The sequence below is a fragment of the Pseudomonas sp. genome (assembly GCF_046581935.1).
Lineage (GTDB): Bacteria > Pseudomonadota > Gammaproteobacteria > Pseudomonadales > Pseudomonadaceae > Aquipseudomonas.
This window is the reverse complement of the sequence record NZ_JAYGFK010000017.1, coordinates 57,582-76,810: the sequence shown is the minus strand read 5'-3', so window position 1 is coordinate 76,810 and position 19,229 is coordinate 57,582. Positions and strand designations below refer to the sequence as shown.

Genomic DNA, 19,229 nt, shown 5'->3' with positions numbered 1-19,229 from the left:
GCTGGTCCGCTGGCTGCGTTTTGTCAGGGTAATTGACGTGGCGCGATTATATGGCCCACTGCGCTAAAGGCCAGCTTTGCTAGAATCCGCAGCCTGTTTTCTGATTTGCCGAGAGCCTGACCGATGAGCGAGCCGATCCGTTTGACCCAGTACAGCCACGGTGCCGGCTGCGGCTGCAAGATTTCGCCCAAGGTGCTGGAGGTGATCCTCGCCGGCAGTGGCGCGCAAAACCTTGACCCCAATCTGTGGGTGGGTAACGCCTCGCGTGATGATGCGGCGGTCTATGCCCTGGACGACGAACGCGGCGTGGTCTCCACCACTGACTTCTTTATGCCGATTGTGGATGACCCCTATGACTTCGGCCGCATCGCCGCGACCAACGCCATCAGCGACATCTACGCCATGGGCGGCGACCCACTGATGGCCATCGCCATCCTCGGTTGGCCAGTCAACCTATTGCCGCCGGAAGTCGCCCGCGAAGTGATTCGTGGCGGCCGCGCAGTGTGTGATGAGGCCGGCATTCCGCTGGCCGGCGGGCATTCCATCGACGCCCCGGAGCCGATATTCGGCCTGGCTGTAACAGGCGTAGTGAACAAGCGCCATATGAAGCGCAATGACACGGCCACCGCTGGCTGCCAGCTGTACCTGAGCAAGCCGCTGGGCATCGGCATCCTCACCACCGCCGAGAAAAAAGCCAAGCTGCGCGCCGAGGACGTTGGCCTGGCGCGCGACTGGATGTGCACCCTGAACAAACCCGGCAGCCGCTTCGGCAAGCTGGCCGGGGTTACCGCAATGACCGACGTCACCGGTTTCGGCCTGCTCGGCCACCTGGTAGAGATGGCCGATGGCGCCAACCTCACCGCACAGCTCGACTACGCCGCTGTGCCGCGTTTGCCGGGGGTCGACTATTACCTGGCCGAAGGCTGCGTACCGGGCGGCACGCTGCGTAACTTTGAAAGCTATGGCGAGAAGATCGCCCCGCTCACACAAGAGCAACAACACCTGCTGTGCGACCCGCAAACCAGCGGCGGTTTGCTGGTGGCGGTAACCCCTGAAGGCGATGCAGAGTTCCTCGCACTCGCCGCCGAGCTAGGCCTGAACCTTGCGCCAATCGGCCGCCTGGTCGCCCGACAGCGCTACGCGGTAGAGGTGCTCTGATGCGCGACAACAGCAGCGACTACCGCGACATTTTTCTCAATGACAGACCGATGATGGACGCCCGCGCCCCGGTCGAGTTCAACAAGGGCGCCTTCCCCGGTGTACTCAACCTGCCGCTGATGGATGACAGCGAGCGGCAGCGGGTCGGCACCTGCTACAAACAACAGGGCCAAGACGCTGCCATCAGCCTGGGTCATCAACTGGTCAGCGGGCAGATTAAGGCAGCGCGGATCGACGCCTGGTTGCGCTTTGCCAAGGCCAACCCACAGGGTTATCTCTACTGCTTTCGCGGTGGGCTGCGCTCGCAGATCACCCAACAATGGCTGGCAGAAGCCGGCATCGACTACCCACGGGTGATCGGCGGTTACAAAGCCATGCGCAGCTTTTTGCTGGAGACCACTCAGCAGGCCGTGGCCGAGTGCGATTTCGTCATCCTCGGCGGCCTGACCGGCACCGGCAAAACCGACGTATTGGCGCAACTGGGCAACAGCCTGGACCTGGAAGGCCACGCCAATCATCGCGGCTCCAGCTTCGGCAAACGCGCCACCGGCCAGCCGGCGCAGATTGACTTCGAAAACCGCCTGGCCATCGACATTCTCAAGCAGCGCGCCCGCCAAACCCGGCAGTTTATTGTGGAAGATGAAGGACGCACCGTCGGCAGTTGCACCCTACCGTTGGAGCTGTACCAGGGCATGCAGAGCCACCCGCTGGTATGGCTGGATGATCCGTTTGAAAGCCGTGTCGAGCGCATCCTGCGCGACTATGTGACCAACCTGTGCGCCGAATTCATTAGCCTGCACGGTGAAGAGGATGGCTTTCGACTGTTTAGCGAACGCCTGCTGCAAAGCCTGAGCAATATCCTCAAGCGCCTTGGCGGTGAGCGTTACCAGCGCTTGCAAGCCATCATGCAGGCGGCACTGGAGGAGCAACAACGCAGCGGCTCGATTGACCTGCACCGTGGCTGGGTCGAAGGGTTGCTGCGCGAGTACTACGACCCGATGTACGCCTACCAACGCGAGAGCAAAGGCGCACGTATCGAGTTTATCGGCGAGCAGGCTGAGGTCATTGCCTACCTGAAAGCCCGCCAGGCACAGCGTTAGCCAGCAATGATGCGTTCTTAAGACCGCATCATTGCCGCCGCTCAACCATCAATCATCGCGCGTCAGCACTTCCAGCAGCTCGATCTCGAAGATCAGATTGGAATGCGGTTTGATATGCGCGCCGAACTGGCGCTCGCCGTAACCCAGGTGCGAAGGCACGAATAGTTTGCGCTTGCCGCCGACCTTCATGCCCATCAGGCCAAGGTCCCAGCCCTTGATCACCCGGCCGCTGCCAATCACACACTGGAAGGCTTTGCCGCGATCATAGGACGAGTCGAACTTGCTGCCATCTTCCAAAAAACCGTGGTATTGGGTAGTTATCAGCGCCCCTTTGACCACTTCTTTACCGTCACCCAACTGAATATCTTCGATTACTAACTCGCTACTCATCATTCACCTCGTTTGGTCGCAGCCCAGTTGACTGTTGGGCTTGGAGAAAATTCACTCGCCTAGCGGCTCCAGATGGGCTGCTGCCGCAAAGCCGGAAATCCCCCAGCCACCAGAGCAAACCAGCTACGGCTGCGGCCCATGCTAAAGTCGCGCCCTGAGCAATTATGGCCCAAGGCGACAAGTAGCGATTATGGAACTCCCGGCATTTACTGGCGAACTGGAAGATTGGAGCACCCTGAACAGCAGCGTCGGCTTCCCCGAGCTGCTGATCGGCAACGGCGCAAGCTTGGCGGTATGGCGCAAGTTCGCTTACTTCTCGCTGTTTGATGAAGCGCAAACCACGCGCAATCGCCCGCTGAGCCCAACCGAGCTAAGCGTGTTCCGCGCATTGGACACCAGCAACTTCGAGCAGGTGCTCAGTGCCCTGAAGAACAGCATTCGGGTTAATGCCGCGCTGACTATCAACTCATCGTCACCACGCCATCGCTACTTTGCCATCAAGGAAGCGCTGATCCACGCCGTGCGTTCGGTGCACATTCCCTGGAGCCAAATGCAGGCCAGCAGCCTGACGCGCATCAACAGCGCGCTCAGCCAATACCAGACCGTCTACTCCGGCAATTACGATCTGCTCAACTACTGGGCAGTGATGCAGGAACCGCAGGCGTTCGAAGAGCTGTTCCGTGGGCAGGACTCGACCTTTGACCTCGGCAATAACACCCGCCAGAGCAGCGCCACGCGCATGCTCTACCTGCATGGCGGCATGCATTTGGTGAAGAACATCGATGGCAGCACACGTATTTTGAACTCCTCGGAAAGCACCCTGCTGGCCAGTTTCGCCATCAACCAGTTGGGCGACATCCCGTTGTTCGTCAATGAAGGCAGCAGCGCAGACAAACTCAAAGCCATTCGCAGTTCCGACTATCTGTCGTTCTGTTACCAGCAGTTGGCGCAACCCAAGGACAGACTGTGCATCTTCGGCCATAGCTTGGCGGCGCAAGACCAGCACCTGGTCAAAGCCCTGCAGCAAGCCGGCTTGCAGACCCTGGCCATCTCGATTTACCCGCACAACCGTGAGTTTATCCAGCAGCAGAAACGCCACTACGCCAGCCTGTTCATTGAACAGGAGGTCGAGCTGCGCTTCTTCGACTCCCTGAGTCACCCTCTAGGCGATGCGGCGTTACGCGTGGCAATCACCCCGCCGCAGTAGCCGTTACTGGCTGATGGCGCGCACCACACTCAACTCAGCCGGTGCGCGGCGCTGGCTGAAGTAGCGGGTGCAGCTAACGCGCAGGAATGAGGCGAAATTCACCACTTCGCCGCGGTAGTCCATCACCTCGTCATACAGCTTGCTGATCAGCTGATTGGTGGTCATGCCGTCGACTTCGGCAATCTCGCGCAAGATGTCCCAGAACTGATTTTCCAGACGCAGGGTAGTCACCACGCCACGAATGCGCAGCGAACGGGCGCGGGACTCGTAGAGAATCGGGTCGGCTTGAACGTAAAGCTCACACATGGCGGTTCCCCTCATTCGATTCTGGGGCCACGCAGGCCCCAGGTGCGACTTAGCGTTTATAGCGTGATCTGCGTACCCAGCACTTTCAGGAACGCCGCGAGCCAGTTTGGATGCGCAGGCCAGGCTGGCGCGGTGACCAGATTACCCTGCACATGGGCCTGGTCTACGGCGATATCCATATATTGCCCGCCAGCCAGCGTCACCTCTGGCCCACAGGCCGGGTAAGCACTGCATTCACGCCCGCGCAATACACCAGCCGCCGCCAACAACTGCGCGCCATGGCAGACCGCCGCAATCGGTTTACCGGCTTTATCAAACGCCTGCACCAGCGCCAGCACCTGGGCATTCAACCGCAGGTACTCAGGCGCACGACCACCGGGCACCACTAACGCGTCATAGTCGTCGGCCTTGACCTGAGCGAAGTCGAAGTTAAGCGCAAAGTTGTGCCCTGGCTTCTCGCTGTAGGTTTGCTCGCCTTCAAAGTCGTGAATGGCGGTACGTACACTCTGCCCGGCGGTTTTGTCCGGGCATACCGCGTGCACCTGATGACCGACCATCAGCAGTGCCTGAAACGGCACCATCACTTCGTAGTCTTCGACGTAGTCGCCGACCAGCATGAGGATCTTTTTCGCGGCCATGTGCGTGCTCCCTTTATTGATTGAGAAGCACAGAGTGTTGAGCCTTTTGCTTGGGGATGGGTAATAACCCGGTACTACGAGGGGAAATGACAGATAAACGGTAGGCAATAAACAAGATGCTGATGCGCTGGGTTTCAGCAAGAAACCCAGCGCTTAACTGCGTTACTCCAGCACTTCTTCGTCACGCAGCAGCACATAGGTGCAGCCGCTGTCGTCTTCCAGGTAATCGTGCACGTAGAACATCACAACTTCACCCTGGCCAGGCTGCGCCGCCACATAGTCGCCAATATCCAGGGTGAAGTGGTCCTTGGACCCCGGCTTGGCTTCACATTCGACGCGCGCATTGACGAATAACTCAGGCGCGCTGTCGCCAAAATAATCTTCACGCTCTGCCGCATCCCAGTCAGCGGGCGCCTCAAACGGGCCGCAGAACAGCACCTTGGCATCGCCCAGATCCACTTCCTCTGCTTCCGGGTCCTGCTCATCTGCGCGATAGACCGTGCAGTCCTGTGCCTCAGGGTTTTCCAGAATGGCCAGACGGGCCGCCAGTTGTTGCTCAGCATCCATAGGGGGCATAGCTATCTCCGAGCGTTTGGCGCTTAAAAAGTCAGGGCATGGCAAGCCTGCAGACACTCCGCAGGCACGGCTTAGCAGGCTATGGGCTGTTGTGGTTGCAGTGCAAGCAATGAAATGCCGCTGACACACTCTGCAGAATATTTTCCGACTTAATTTAGCGTTAAGACTGCCAGCAGAAACTCACTCCCAAGTTCTCAGATGAGGTTCCGTTTATGGAGCTGCCTTGGGTGTATCAAAATACTGCACTTGCACAAATTGGCCGCGAGCAACCGCTCAGCCTCTATCTGGCCAATAGCGAAAGCCCACGCCGCGCCGGCATTGAAGCCTTTATTGGCGAACGCTTTGCCGCCCAACATCAAGCCCGCATCCGCCATTACATGCCCTGCCTGCTAAGCCTGGAAGACAGCAGCGGGCAATTGCTCGGCGCAGTGGGTTTGCGCAGCGCCGGCAGCGGCCCGTTATTCCTTGAGCGTTACCTGGGCATGCCGGTAGAGCAGGTCATAGCCGCCCAGCGCGTGATGAATGCGCCGCCGCGTGAGCAACTGGTAGAGGTTGGCAACCTGGCTGCCAGCAGCCCCGGTGCCGCACGCCTGCTGATTGTTGCCCTGACAGACCTGTTGGTGGCGCTGGGTTACCGCTGGGTGACCTTCACCGGCACCTTGGGGTTGCTGAACAGCTTTCAGCGCCTAGGCCTTACGCCCGTATCTCTCGGCCCCGCCACCCTTGAATGCATGGGCGATGAGCAGGCGGACTGGGGCACCTATTACGACAACCAACCGCAGGTGATGGCCGGCGACATCTACGCCGGCCACCAGCGCCTGCTGCAGCAGGGCGCTTATCCACGCCTAGCTCACCAAGCCTTCTACGCCCTGGAGGACATGCCCCATGTGGCCTGCCGCTAAACCACTATTCGACCGCCTGGCCGCCCTCGGCAACGCCATCGCCTTACGTGAAGGCGCGCAGCAACTGAGCTATGCCCAGTTGCTCAACGAGGTTGCCCAACGCAGCCAGCAACTGCAGCAACTTGGCGCTCGGCGTATCGCCCTGGCGCTGGATAACGGTATCGACTGGGTGCTCTGGGATCTGGCCACGCTGCATGCCGGACTGGTCTGCGTGCCTGTGCCAGGGTTCTTCTCCAGCAGCCAGCAAGTGCACGTGCTCGACAGCGCCGGCATCGATTGCCTGATCAGCCCGGACAGCACGCTGTTCAGCGCCCTCGGCTTTAGCAGCAGCGCGGCGGGCGTGTTGCAACGACCACGCGCAATGGTCAGCGAATTACCTGCTGGCACCTGCAAGATTACTTACACCTCTGGCACCACCGGCCAACCCAAAGGCGTGTGCCTGGATGTCGCCACACAACTGGCGGTGGCACAAAGCCTGGTGCAGGCCAGCGCCAGTTGCCAGGTTGCACGCCACCTGTGCGTACTGCCACTGGCCACCCTGCTGGAAAATATTGCCGGGGTTTATGCGCCGCTGCTGGCGGGTGCGAAAATCGAGCTGATGCCCATGGCGCAAATCGGCCTGCTGGGTGCCAGTCAGTTCGACCTGCCGCGCTTTCTCGGCGCCCTGGGCCAGGCGCAACCCAACAGTTTGATTCTGCTGCCGCAGCTGCTGCTGGCCTTGGTCAGCGCCGCCGAACGCGGTCTGCCTGTGCCTAACTCACTGCGCTTTATTGCAGTCGGCGGCGGCCGTGTGGCCAGCCAACTGCTGCAACGTGCCGAAGCCCTGGGGTTGCCGGTATTCGAAGGCTACGGCCTGTCGGAATGCGCCTCGGTGGTGTGCCTGAATACGCCAGAGCAGCGCCAGATCGGCACTGTTGGCCAGCCACTGCCGCACCTGCAAGTGCGCCTCGGCGCTGATGGAGAGGTCCAGGTCAAAGGCCCGCGTTTGCTGGGTTATCTGGGCGAGCCGGGCACCGCTGAGGAATGGCTGGGCACCGGTGACCTGGGCCATCTTGCAGGGCCGTTCCTGGTGTTGCATGGACGCAAGAAACACCAGTTCATCACCGCCTTCGGCCGCAACGTCAACCCGGAGTGGGTGGAGGCTGAACTGGTCCAGCAACTGCCTATCGCCCAGGCTTGGCTGCATGGTGAAGCCATGCCCGGCAACGTCGCCGTACTGGTGCCACGTTTCGCCAGCACCACCGACAGCCAACTGGCCGAAGCCGTGGCCGCCGCCAACCTGAGCCTGCCCGACTACGCCCGCGTGCACCACTGGCTGCGCGCCGAGGCCCCATTCAGCAGCGCCAATGAGCTGGCCACCAGCAATGGCCGCCTGCGCCGTAACGCCCTGCTTAACCACTATCAGAACGCCGTCGAACAGCTGATGGCCGACCAAACCTGCTACGGAGATGCCTAATGAGCTTCTATGAATCCCTGCTCGAACAAACCAGCGTTGAACGCAACTACCTGCTCAGCGCGCCGATCATTGCCCAGGCCATGAGCGGCACAGTGAGCCTGAACAGCTACGTCGCCTTTCTCACCGAGGCCTACCACCACGTCAAACACACCGTACCCTTGCTGATGGCCTGCGGCTCGCGCCTGCCAGAGCGCCTGGAATGGCTGCGCGACGCCATCGCCGAGTACATCGACGAGGAGAAAGGCCATCAGGAATGGGTCCTCAATGACATCGCCGCCTGCGGTGCAGACAAGGAAGCCGTGCGTAACGGCCTGCCGCATATGTCGACCGAGTTGATGGTCAGCTACGTTTACGACCGTATCGCCCGGCATAACCCGGTGAGTTTTTTTGGCATGGTCAACGTGCTGGAAGGCACCAGTATTGCCTTGGCCACCCAGGTTGCCGGAGTGATTCAGGACAAACTACAACTGCCGAACAAAGCCTTCAGCTACCTGAGCTCCCACGGCAGCCTCGACCTGGATCACATCGAATTCTTCAAAAAACTGATGAACCAATTAGATAGCGATGACGACAAGGCCGCAGTGGTGCACACCGCCAAAGTGGTTTACCGCCTATACGGCGATGTTTTCCGCAGCCTGCCGCTGAGCGCATAGGAGCCCTGATGAATATTTCCGAATGCCGCGCGGTGATTACCGGAGCCAGCGGCGGAATTGGCCAGGCACTGGTCAGCGCCTTGCTCAACGAAGGCGCGCAGGTGTTGCTGGTTGGCCGCCAAACTGACGTGCTGCAGGCCATGGCCAATGCCCACAAGGGCAAGGTCCAGGTGGTACAGGCCGACATCCTTGAACGCAGTGGCCGCGAAGCCGTGGTTAACGCCGCGCAACGTTTCGGTGGCATCAACACCCTGATCAATGCGGCCGGGGTCAATCACTTCAGCCTGCTGGAACAGCATGACGAAAGCGCCATCGCCGAACTGATCGGGCTCAACGTCACCGCCACCCTACAACTGACCCATCGCCTGTTGCCGTTGCTGCGCCAGCAAGGCCGGGCACTGGTGGTCAACCTCGGTTCGACCTTCGGTTCCATTGGCTACCCCGGCTTCAGTGCTTACTGCGCCAGCAAGTTCGCCTTGCGCGGTTTCTCCGAAGCACTACGCCGCGAACTGGCAGACACCCAGGTGAAGGTTCTTTACTTCGCCCCACGCGCCACCCAAACCAGCATGAACGCCGCCAATGTAGTGGCCATGAATGACGAATTGAATGTCGCCATGGATGACCCACATAGCGTCGCCGTGCAGCTACTGGCCACGATCCACCGCGAAAAAGAGGAACGCTATCTCGGCTGGCCGGAGCAACTGTTCGTGCGCCTCAACAGCCTGCTACCCCGCGTGGTCGACCAGGCCTTGCGCAAACAATTGCCGATTATCCAGCGCTTTGCCCGTAGCAAACCCTAAGGAGCCTTTATGAACCGTATCCGTAACGTTGCCTGTGCCCTGCTCTGCCTCGTCAGCTTGCCCTCCTTCGCCTTGAGCGAGCAGGGTCAGGCGCAACTGCAATCCCTGCAGGACCGCTGGGCCGAGATCAACTATCAAGTACCCAAGGAACAGCGCGAAAAAGCCTTTGCCAGCCTCAGCGCCCAGGCACAGGCAGCTGTCGCCGCAGAGCCTAAAGCGGCCGAACTGCATATCTGGAACGGCATCATCCTCAGCACCTACGCCGGTGCCAAGGGTGGCCTCGGTGCGCTCGGTTTGGTCAAAGAAGCCAAAGCCAGCCTGGAACAAGGCCTTGCGTTAGACCCAAAAGCACTGTCCGGTTCGGCCTACACCAGCCTCGGCAGCCTGTACTACCAGGTGCCCGGCTGGCCGATTGGCTTTGGTGACAACGAAAAAGCCGAAACCATGCTCAAAAAGGCTCTGGCGATCAACCCGGACGGCATCGACCCCAACTACTTTTATGCCGACTTCCTGGCCCACGGCAAACGCTATGCAGAGGCCAAGGCCGCATTGGAAAAAGCCCTGCAAGCCCCCGCCCGGCCTAATCGTCTGTCTGCCGATGCTGGCCGCAAGCAGGATATTCAAGCGCTGCTGAGCAAGGTCAACGCCGAACTGGAGTAACCTCTCCTAATCGAACCTGAATAGCAAAAAAAGGGATTCTTGCAGGTGAGGCTGCTGTTGTAGGGTGGGTTAGTGGCGCAGAGGCGGAGTGTTAAAACAGCTGCGCAATGTGTGCGCCACGTAACCCACCACGCGATAATCGACCAACCTCTTATGGGCCTGGTGGGTTACGGCGCAACTGACGACTCATTAGTCGTTAACTCGCGTCCTTGCGCCTAACCCACCCTACGAATGGCTGCACCTCAGCCAAAACATATTTATAAAAATCAGGAACACCTTCATGCGTATTCTGCTGGTCGAAGATGACAAAGCCCTTGGCGAAGGGATTCGCACCGCACTCAAACCCGAAGGCTACACCGTCGACTGGGTGCAAGATGGCAGCAGTGCACTGCACGCACTGACCAGTGAAAGCTTCGAACTGGCGATTCTCGACCTCGGCCTGCCGCGTATGGATGGCCTGCAAGTACTCAAGCATCTGCGCGCTGCGGCCAATCCTGTGCCGGTACTGGTGCTGACCGCGCGCGACTCGACCAGCGACCGCATCGCCGGGCTGGATGCCGGTGCCGATGACTACCTGATCAAACCCTTCGATGTCGCCGAGCTTAAAGCCCGACTGCGCGCCCTGCTGCGGCGAAGCTTCAACCGCCCACAACCAGCGCTGGAATACCGTGGCATCAGCCTTGACCCGGTCAGCCAGGCGGTCACTTATCAGGGCCAGGCCGTCAACCTGCCGCGCAAGGAGTTCCTCCTGCTGCACGAACTGCTCGCCCAGCCCGGCCGGGTGATGACCCGCGACAAGCTGCAACAAGCGCTCTATGGCTGGGATGAAGAGTTGGAGAGCAACGCCCTGGAAGTGCACGTGCACCACCTGCGCAAGAAGTTCTTCCCTGAGTTGATCCGCACCGTGCGCGGTGTTGGCTACCTGGTGGATAAATAACATGCCGAAGTTGTTGCACTCGATCCGCGCACGCTTGCTGGTACTGCTGCTGTCGCTGCTGACCGTGAGCCTGATTCTGATCAGCCACAAGATTTACCGCGATGCCAGCCATGAGGTTGAAGAGCTATTCGACGCGCAACTGGCGCAGACCTCACGCATGCTGATGGGTTTGGTGCGCCACGAACTGTCCGCCGACTCTCGCCGCGACCTGCAAGCCGCGCTGGACGAGGCGCTGCTGCTCAAGCACAGCTCGCGTGACCTCAGTGGCCTGCTGGGGCATAGCTACGAAAGCAAGCTCGCGTTCCAGATGCTCAACGACAGCGGCGAACTGGTATTCCAGTCGGCCAGCGCGCCCAAAGGCCTGTTGATGGAGATGATCGCTCAGCTTGGCCTCAGCCTGCCGGCCAATGAGCAGCCACTCAATGAACGCCTAACGCTACTGGCCAAATACCTCAGCGGTTATCACACCCTGACGCTTGGCGACCATCGTTGGCGGGTGTTCGTTCTGCATGACAACGTTGACCATCACTGGGTACTGGTTGGCGAGCGCGAGGACGTGCGCGGTGAACTGTCCGGGAAAATTGCCCAGCGCGCGTTGCACCCGCTGTTTATCGGCCTGCCGTTGCTCGCATTGCTGCTCTGGCTCGCGGTGGGTTGGGGGCTACAACCTTTGCAGCGCATGGCGGAGGCAATCAAAGGACGCGCACCGGACAACCTCGCCCCGCTGGTTTTCGGCCCGCTGCCGCATGAACTTGAGCCCATGAGTGCGTCGATCAATCGGCTGCTGATGCAGGTCAACCAACTGCTTGACCAAGAAAAACGCTTTATTGCCGACGCCGCCCACGAGCTGCGCACACCGCTGGCCGTGCTACGCATCCATGCACAAAACGCCCTGGATGCACCCGACCTGCAGGACCGCGATGACGCCCTGCGCCAGCTCGGTGGCGGCGTCGAACGCGCCACCCGCGTGGTTGCACAATTGCTGACCATGGCCCGCCTGGACCCCAACGTGGTGCAACTGGCGATGCGTGAAATGGACCTGCTCAGCTATGTGCGTAACGAGCTGGCAGAACTTATCCCGCTGGCCCTGGACCGCCACCAGGAACTCAACCTTGAGGCCATTGAACCGGCGAACTATGTGTTATTGGCCGACGGCCCGAGCCTTGGCACATTGCTGCAGAACCTGGTCAGCAATGCCGTGCAATACACCCCCGAGGGCGGGCAGATTCAGGTGCAGCTGGACGCACAGGACGACATCATCGTGCTGCGCGTGCAGGACAGCGGCCCCGGCGTGGCCGAAGCGCAGCGGGAAAAGCTCTTCGAACGCTTCTATCGACTCGGCACAGGCCAGGGCGCGGGTCTTGGTCTATCCATCGTGCGCCGCGTAGTGGAGCTGCACCGTGGCAGCATCAGCCTAAGTGAATCACCACTGGGCGGCCTGGAAGTGGCGGTGCGCCTACCGCGCCGCCGTTAACGCGGAGGACGCGCGCCCCGGCGCAGGGCGCGCTCTTCACGGCGCGCCTGCTGCTGCACTTCGGCCAGCACTTCCTGCACATAATCGATATGTCGGTTGGAAATCGCCCGCGCTTCTTCCGCGCGACCGTCAACAATGGCCTGATACAGCGTGCGGTGCTGCTCAATGAGCATGTCGCGGGTTTCATCACGCTGGGCGTACATGCCACCGATATTGGTGACGACGTTGCGCTTGAGCAGGTCAAACAGCCCGCGAATGGTATGCAGCAGCACAGCGTTATGGCTGGCCTCGGCAATCGCCAGGTGGAAGTTAGCATCCGCCGCGCCCTCTTCTGCGCGAGTAACCTTGCCACTGCGGTTGTAGCAGTCCTGCAGGGCCGAAAAGGCCTCTGTCAGGCGCTGGCGATCCAGTTCGGTGGCGCGTTGCGCGGCGTAAAACGCGCAAGAACCCTCCAGGGTATGGCGGAACTCCAACAGATCGCGCTGCGCTTCGGGGTTGCTTTCCAGCAGGTGCAATAACGGGTCGCTGAAGGTTGAGCCGAGGGTTTCGGCGACAAAGTTACCACCGCCGTGGCGGCTGACTAGCAGGCCTTTGGCTGCCAGCTTCTGAATCGCCTCACGCAGCGACGGCCGCGATACGCCGAACTGCTCAGCCAAGACGCGCTCCGCTGGCAGACGCTCGCCCGCCTTGAGCGTGCCCTCAAGGATCATGGTTTCCAGCTGGCTGACGATGTCGTCCGACAAGCGGCGCTGACGCACCGAACCCACTTCCATAACCCGCACTCCATTGGTTTGACCACCTGCCATGGGCCTTAAGGCCCAGCGCCGGCAAGCCTATCGCCAGCTCAAGAAGCTAGCAAGCCGGCACCCTACGACCAAAGTCGTAAGGCAGATATTTGACAGGCCAGAGGCTGCACTTTTACCCTGATCGCGCAGTCGTGTAAATTGGTATTACCAATTTACCAAGATAAAACAATTCCAAGAACCCAACGAGGTCTCCCTATGCCGGCTCCACGCCCACTATCCGCCGCAGCACTGCACCCCGATGAGCATTCGCACCCACTCATGCGCAGCGCGCAGCATTAAGGAGAGTTCGCCATGTCGACTGGTCTTCTTGCCCTACTGGCTTTTTCCCCCATCCTGCTGGCTGCCATTCTGTTGATTGGCCTGCGCTGGCCGGCCAAACGCGCCATGCCACTGGTTTACCTGGTAACGGCGTGCGTCGGCTTGTTCGCTTGGGACATGAGCATCAACCGCGTTCTCGCCTCGACCCTGCAGGGCCTGCTAATTACCCTCGGCCTGCTGTGGATCATCTTTGGCGCAATCCTGCTGCTCAACACCCTTAAGCACTCTGGCGGTATCACCGCGATTCGCACCGGTTTCGCCACCATCAGCCCGGATCGGCGCATTCAGGCGATCATCATTGCCTGGCTGTTTGGTTGCTTTATCGAAGGTGCGTCCGGCTTCGGCACCCCCGCCGCCATCGCCGCGCCGTTGCTGGTTGCCATCGGCTTTCCGGCCATGGCCGCTGTATTGATGGGCATGCTGGTGCAAAGCACGCCAGTGTCGTTCGGTGCGGTGGGTACGCCGATCATCGTCGGGGTCAATACCGGCCTGGACTCGGCCACCATCGGCGCACAACTGGTTGAACACGGCTCGTCCTGGGCGCAGTTTCTGCAACTGATCACCAGCGAAGTGGCGATTGTTCACGCCATTGTCGGCACCGTGATGCCGCTGGTGATGGTACTGATGCTGACGCGCTTCTTCGGCACCGAGAAAAGCTGGAAGGCCGGTTTTGCAGTACTGCCCTTCGCGATCTTCGCGGGCCTGGCGTTTACCATTCCCTACGCCCTGACCGGCATCTTCCTCGGCCCAGAATTCCCGTCCCTGGCGGGTGGTTTGATTGGCCTGGCGATTGTTACCAGCGCCGCGCGCATGGGCTTTTTGCTGCCAAAAACCACCTGGGATTTCGCTCCGGCGGATAAATGGCCAACGGAATGGTTGGGCAGCGTGGAAATGAAGCTCGACCAACTGACCGCCAAACCCATGAGCGCCCTGCGCGCCTGGCTGCCCTATGTATTGGTCGGCGCATTGCTGGTGATCAGCCGGGTGTTTCCCGAGGTGAGCGCCGCGCTGAAAGGCGTCATGCTGAACTTCCCCGACCTGCTCGGTGAAGCCGGTGTCAGCGCCAACTTCCAGCCGCTGTATCTGCCGGGCGGGATTCTGGTGGCCGTGGTAATCGCCACGTTCTTCCTGCATGGCATGAAACTGCGTGAACTGAGCAGCGCCGTGAAAGAGTCCTCCAGCGTGCTGCTCAGCGCTGGATTTGTGCTGCTGTTTACCGTGCCGATGGTGCGCATCCTGATCAACTCCGGGGTCAACTCCGCTGAGCTGTCGAGCATGCCGATCCTGATGGCGCGCTGGGTGGCCGACAGCGTTGGCGGCATCTACCCGCTGCTGGCACCGAGCGTGGGTGCCCTGGGTGCCTTTATTGCCGGCTCCAACACCGTCAGCAACATGATGTTCAGCCAATTCCAGTTTGGCGTGGCGCATACCCTGGGTATCTCCAGCGCGCTGATCGTCTCGGTGCAGGCCATCGGTGCCGCCGCCGGCAACATGGTTGCCATCCACAACGTGGTGGCCGCCTCGGCAACAGTCGGCCTGCTCGGTCGTGAAGGCAGCATCCTGCGCAAAACCGTCTGGCCTACCCTGTACTACGTGCTGTTTACCGGCTTGATCGCACTGTTCGCGGTATATGTACTGGGCATCAGCGACCCACTGATGGCAGGCTGATGACCGCCAGGGGCGCGCCACAAGCCGCGCCCCTAGTGTTGTAAAACCCTTTTTCTCCGCCTGGGTGACTCCATGATTATTTCTGCCTCCACCGACTACCGCGCCGCCGCCCAACGCCGGCTGCCGCCCTTTTTGTTTCACTACATCGACGGCGGCGCCTACGCCGAGCACACACTCAAACGTAACGTTAGCGACCTGGCGGATATCGCCCTGCGTCAGCGCGTACTGCGCAACATGGCGGAACTGAGCCTGGAAACCCGCCTGTTCAATGAAACCCTGAGCATGCCAGTAGCCCTGGCACCAGTCGGCCTGACCGGCATGTGTGCCCGCCGTGGTGAAGTGCAAGCGGCTAAAGCCGCCGCCGCCAAAGGCATCCCCTTTACCCTGTCGACCGTCTCGGTGTGCCCGATTGAAGAAGTCGCGCCAGCCATCGACCGCCCCATGTGGTTTCAGCTGTATGTGCTGAAAGACCGTGGCTTTATGAAAAACGCCCTGGAGCGCGCCAAAGCCGCCGGCGTGACTACCCTGGTGTTCACCGTGGACATGCCCGTACCCGGCGCGCGCTACCGCGACGCACACTCCGGTATGAGCGGCCCGAACGCACCTATGCGCCGCATGCTGCAAGCCATGACTCACCCACGCTGGGCCTGGGATGTAGGCCTGCTGGGCAAGCCCCATGACCTGGGCAACATCTCCACCTATCGCGGCAACCCCACCGGTTTGGCGGACTACATCGGCTGGCTGGGCAACAACTTCGACCCGTCGATTTCCTGGAAGGATCTGGAATGGATTCGTGAGTTCTGGGACGGCCCCATGGTGATCAAAGGCATCCTCGACCCGCAGGACGCCAAAGACGCAGTGAGTTTTGGTGCCGACGGCATCGTCGTCTCCAACCACGGTGGTCGTCAGCTCGACGGCGTCCTCTCCAGCGCTCGCGCCATGCCGGCGATTGCCGACGCGGTAAAAGGTGACCTGGCGATTCTCGCCGACTCCGGCATTCGCACCGGCCTGGACGTGGTACGCATGATTGCCCTCGGCGCTGACACGGTAATGCTCGGCCGCGCGTTTATCTATGCCTTGGCGGCTGCCGGCGGTGCCGGGGTGAGCAACCTGCTGGACTTGATCGAGAAAGAAATGCGCGTGGCCATGGTGCTGACCGGGGCTAAATCGATCAGCGAGATCAATGCCGATTCACTGGTGCGCGAACTGGGCCGCTAAACAGCTTTTGTAGGGTGGGTTAGTGGCGCTCACCGCTCTTAACATCCACAACAGCCTGTACACGCCACGTAACCCACCCTACTCATGCAGCATCGCCACAAATGCCGACAATTACCGGAGTGTCCATGAGCCTGCCTGCCGCCTTTCTTGCCGCCGTCGAACGCCTGATTCCAGCAGATCGTCGCTTCGATGATCCGCTGTCGACCCTGGCCTTCGGCACCGATGCCAGCTTCTACAGGCTGATCCCCAAGCTGGTGGTGCGCGTCGAAGCGGAACTGGAGGTGGTTGACCTGCTCAAGCTGGCCGGCGCGCATAAGGTGCCCGTGACCTTCCGCGCCGCTGGCACCAGCCTGTCCGGTCAAGCCATCAGCGACTCCGTGCTGATCGTCCTGGGCGACAACTGGAATGGCCGCGAAATCCGCAGCGAAGGCACGCAGATTCGTCTGCAACCCGGCGTAATCGGCGCTCAGGCGAATGCCGTGCTGGCACCGTTTCAACGCAAGATCGGCCCTGACCCGGCCTCGATCAACGCCTGCAAGATCGGCGGCATCGTCGCCAACAACGCCAGCGGCATGTGCTGCGGCACCGCGCAAAACAGCTATCACACCCTGGCCGGTATCCGCCTGGTACTGGCCGACGGCAGCGTGCTGGACACTGAAGACCCGCTCAGCGTGGCGCGTTTTGCCGCCAGCCATGCCGAGCTGTTGGCGCAACTCAGCGAACTGGGGCGCAACACCCGCGCCAACGCTGAATTAGCCGCCAAAATTCGCCACAAGTACCGCCTGAAAAACACCACCGGTTTATCACTCAATGCCCTGGTCGATTTCGACCAGCCGCTGGATATCCTCAGCCACCTGCTGGTCGGTTCCGAAGGCACCCTGGGCTTTATCAGCGCGGTGACCTACAACACCGTGCCCGATCACCCGCACAAAGCCAGCGCCCTGCTGGTGTTCCCTGATGTGGCAAGCTGCTGCCGCGCGGTGACCGTGCTCAAGCAACAGCCGGTCTCCGCCGTAGAACTGCTGGATCGCCGCAGCCTGCGCTCGGTGCAGGACAAACCCGGCATGCCGGAATGGGTCAAGGGCTTGTCCGAACATGCCTGCGCCCTGCTGATTGAATCCCGCGCCGCCAGCCAGAGCCTGCTGCACGAGCAACTGCAACTGATCATGGCCTCCATCGCCGACTTCCCCCTGGAAAAACAGGTGGATTTCAGCGAAGACCCGACCGTCTACAACCTGCTGTGGAAAATCCGCAAAGACACCTTCCCCGCCGTGGGCGCAGTGCGCCAGACCGGCACCACGGTGATCATCGAAGACATGACCTTCCCCGTCGAACAACTCGCCGAGGGCGTTAATCACCTGCTTGAGCTGTTCGATAAGCACGGCTATGACGAAGCGATCATTTTCGGCCACGCCCTGGAAGGCAACCTGCACTTTGTATTTACCCAGGCCTTCGAAACACCTGAACAGATCGCCCGCTACTCCGCTTTTATGGATGAAGTGGCACACTTGGTGGCCGTGGAGTTTGCCGGCTCGCTGAAAGCCGAACACGGCACTGGGCGCAATATGGCGCCCTTCGTCGAGCTGGAATGGGGCAACGACGCCTACCAACTTATGTGGCAGATCAAGCGCCTGCTCGACCCACAAGGCATCCTCAACCCAGATGTGGTGCTGTCGGATGACCCGCAAATCCACCTGAAACACCTCAAGCCGCTGCCGGCCGCCGACGAAATCGTCGACAAATGCATCGAGTGCGGCTTCTGCGAGCCGGTTTGCCCATCCAAGGGGCTGACCCTCAGCCCGCGCCAGCGCATTGTGATCTGGCGCGATATCCAGGCAAAAAAACGCGCCGGCATCGATACCCGCGAGCTGGAAGCCGCCTATCAATACCAGGGCATCGACACCTGTGCGGCCACCGGCTTGTGCGCCCAGCGCTGCCCGGTGGGCATCAATACCGGCGACCTGGTACGCCAACTGCGTGGCCGCGACGCTAAAAACCAGCGCAGCGCCGACTGGCTGGCGAATAACTTCCACCGCGCCATGCAGGGCGCGCGGGTGATGCTGCATGTGGCCAACGGCGCACGCATGCTCATGGGCGCGCCGCTGCTCAGCCGCACCGCGGCGGCCATCAGCAAGGCCAGCCAGGGCCGCGTGCCGCAATGGACACCGGCCATGCCGCAACCCCTGCAGCGTTTGCAACTGCCGGCAGCGGTCGAAGATACCCGGCCACGGGTGGTGTATTTGGCGGCCTGCGTTTCGCGCGCCATGGGGCCGGCGGCAAGCGATGCCGAGCAAATGCCGCTACTCGACAAGACCCGCGCATTGCTGGAAAAAGGCGGCTTTCAGGTGGTGTTCCCGGCGGACCTGGACAACCTCTGCTGCGGCCAACCGTTTGCCTCCAAAGGCTACAGCGAGCAAGCCGAACGCAAGAAGCAGGAGCTGATCGACGCGCTGCTCAAAGCCAGTCGCGGTGGCCTCGACCCAATCTATTGCGACACCAGCCCCTGCACCCTACGGCTGATTCAAGATGGCCTGGACGCGCGACTGAAGCTGCATGACCCGGTGAAGTTTATCCGCGAGCAGTTGCTCGACAGGCTGACGATCACCCCACAAGACAAACCGGTCGCCGTACACGTCACTTGCAGCACGCAACACCTGGGCGAAGCACAGGGTTTGATCGACATCGTACGGCGCTGCACCTCGGCAGTAGTCATCCCCGAAGGCATCCACTGCTGCGGCTTTGCCGGTGACAAAGGCTTTACCACCCCGCAGCTGAATGATCACGCCCTGCGCAGCCTGAAATCCGCCGTGCAGTACTGCGAGGAAGGCATCAGCACCAGCCGCACCTGCGAAATAGGCCTGAGCCAACATGGCGGCATTGACTACCACGGACTGGTTTATCTGCTTGATCGGGTGAGCAGCGCCAACGCCTAAACGCCGACAGACCAACGGCCCAGCCAGCG

At 60.8% G+C, this 19,229-nt stretch carries 18 protein-coding genes; 13 read left to right on the top strand and 5 right to left on the bottom strand.

Annotation, left to right across the window (positions count from 1 at the left end; genetic code table 11):
* The first annotated feature begins 123 nt into the window (after positions 1-123).
* Together selD and mnmH are read left to right on the top strand one after the other, a co-directional pair.
* On the top strand, positions 124-1,158 hold the full coding sequence (gene selD / locus VCA57_RS15585; protein ID WP_411185992.1) for a selenide, water dikinase SelD: 1,035 nt from the start codon (positions 124-126) through the stop codon (positions 1,156-1,158).
* Entirely contained in the window at positions 1,158-2,258 is a 1,101-nt protein-coding gene (gene mnmH / locus VCA57_RS15580; protein ID WP_411185991.1) for a tRNA 2-selenouridine(34) synthase MnmH, read from the top strand. The genes selD and mnmH overlap by 1 nt, the downstream gene beginning before the upstream one ends.
* A gap of 48 nt (positions 2,259-2,306) precedes the next feature.
* Here mnmH and VCA57_RS15575 read toward each other — a convergent pair whose 3' ends face one another.
* Entirely contained in the window at positions 2,307-2,648 is a 342-nt protein-coding gene (locus VCA57_RS15575) for an FKBP-type peptidyl-prolyl cis-trans isomerase (RefSeq protein WP_411185990.1), read from the bottom strand.
* Between the two features lie 190 nt (positions 2,649-2,838).
* Between VCA57_RS15575 and VCA57_RS15570 the strand changes: the two genes are divergently transcribed.
* Positions 2,839-3,855: a DUF4917 family protein gene (locus VCA57_RS15570; protein ID WP_411185989.1), complete on the top strand. Its 1,017-nt coding sequence runs from the start codon at positions 2,839-2,841 to the stop codon at positions 3,853-3,855.
* A gap of 3 nt (positions 3,856-3,858) precedes the next feature.
* On the opposite strand, the gene VCA57_RS15565 is transcribed toward VCA57_RS15570, so the two are convergent.
* The 3 genes from VCA57_RS15565 to VCA57_RS15555 form a co-directional block, all read right to left on the bottom strand.
* Positions 3,859-4,161, bottom strand: a complete 303-nt coding sequence (locus VCA57_RS15565; protein ID WP_411185988.1) for a ribbon-helix-helix domain-containing protein — start codon at positions 4,159-4,161, stop codon at positions 3,859-3,861.
* A gap of 56 nt (positions 4,162-4,217) precedes the next feature.
* The gene (locus VCA57_RS15560; protein ID WP_411185987.1) at positions 4,218-4,799 is read right to left on the bottom strand and encodes a DJ-1/PfpI family protein; all 582 of its coding nucleotides are present in this window, start codon (positions 4,797-4,799) and stop codon (positions 4,218-4,220) included.
* Between the two features lie 162 nt (positions 4,800-4,961).
* Positions 4,962-5,375 carry a hypothetical protein gene (locus tag VCA57_RS15555; RefSeq protein WP_411185986.1) on the bottom strand — a complete coding sequence of 138 codons (414 nt, stop codon included), beginning with the start codon at positions 5,373-5,375 and terminating at the stop codon, positions 4,962-4,964.
* 212 nt (positions 5,376-5,587) lie between these two features.
* Between VCA57_RS15555 and VCA57_RS15550 the strand changes: the two genes are divergently transcribed.
* The 7 genes from VCA57_RS15550 to VCA57_RS15520 all read left to right on the top strand — a co-directional run bounded on the left by VCA57_RS15550 (position 5,588) and on the right by VCA57_RS15520 (position 12,257).
* Positions 5,588-6,277: a thermostable hemolysin gene (locus VCA57_RS15550; protein ID WP_411185985.1), complete on the top strand. Its 690-nt coding sequence runs from the start codon at positions 5,588-5,590 to the stop codon at positions 6,275-6,277.
* Positions 6,261-7,733 carry an AMP-binding protein gene (locus VCA57_RS15545; protein WP_411185983.1) on the top strand — a complete coding sequence of 491 codons (1,473 nt, stop codon included), beginning with the start codon at positions 6,261-6,263 and terminating at the stop codon, positions 7,731-7,733. Before VCA57_RS15550 ends, VCA57_RS15545 begins: the two co-directional genes overlap by 17 nt.
* Entirely contained in the window at positions 7,733-8,386 is a 654-nt protein-coding gene (locus VCA57_RS15540; RefSeq protein ID WP_411185982.1) for a TenA family transcriptional regulator, read from the top strand. The genes VCA57_RS15545 and VCA57_RS15540 overlap by 1 nt, the downstream gene beginning before the upstream one ends.
* A gap of 8 nt (positions 8,387-8,394) precedes the next feature.
* Positions 8,395-9,186 (top strand): SDR family oxidoreductase, encoded by a 792-nt coding sequence (locus VCA57_RS15535; protein ID WP_411185981.1) that lies wholly within the window; start codon positions 8,395-8,397, stop codon positions 9,184-9,186.
* Positions 9,187-9,195: 9 nt separating this feature from the next.
* On the top strand, positions 9,196-9,846 hold the full coding sequence (locus VCA57_RS15530) for a tetratricopeptide repeat protein (protein WP_411185980.1): 651 nt from the start codon (positions 9,196-9,198) through the stop codon (positions 9,844-9,846).
* A gap of 280 nt (positions 9,847-10,126) precedes the next feature.
* Entirely contained in the window at positions 10,127-10,783 is a 657-nt protein-coding gene (locus VCA57_RS15525; RefSeq protein WP_411185979.1) for a response regulator, read from the top strand.
* A 1-nt stretch (position 10,784) separates the two neighbouring features.
* Positions 10,785-12,257, top strand: a complete 1,473-nt coding sequence (locus tag VCA57_RS15520; RefSeq protein ID WP_411185977.1) for an ATP-binding protein — start codon at positions 10,785-10,787, stop codon at positions 12,255-12,257.
* Here the strand turns inward: VCA57_RS15520 and VCA57_RS15515 are convergent.
* Positions 12,254-13,030, bottom strand: coding sequence for an FCD domain-containing protein (locus VCA57_RS15515; RefSeq protein ID WP_411185976.1), 777 nt, complete (start codon positions 13,028-13,030; stop codon positions 12,254-12,256). The genes VCA57_RS15520 and VCA57_RS15515 overlap by 4 nt on opposite strands.
* 324 nt (positions 13,031-13,354) lie before the next feature.
* Here VCA57_RS15515 and VCA57_RS15510 point away from each other — a divergent pair, with 324 nt between their 5' ends.
* From VCA57_RS15510 to VCA57_RS15500, 3 genes are all read left to right on the top strand, one after another.
* The gene (locus VCA57_RS15510) at positions 13,355-15,049 is read left to right on the top strand and encodes an L-lactate permease (RefSeq protein WP_411185975.1); all 1,695 of its coding nucleotides are present in this window, start codon (positions 13,355-13,357) and stop codon (positions 15,047-15,049) included.
* Between the two features lie 72 nt (positions 15,050-15,121).
* A complete protein-coding gene (gene lldD, locus VCA57_RS15505) occupies positions 15,122-16,267 on the top strand; it encodes an FMN-dependent L-lactate dehydrogenase LldD (protein WP_411185974.1) in 1,146 nt (381 codons plus the stop codon).
* 125 nt (positions 16,268-16,392) lie between these two features.
* Entirely contained in the window at positions 16,393-19,200 is a 2,808-nt protein-coding gene (locus VCA57_RS15500; RefSeq protein ID WP_411185973.1) for an FAD-binding and (Fe-S)-binding domain-containing protein, read from the top strand.
* Positions 19,201-19,229: the final 29 nt, after the last annotated feature.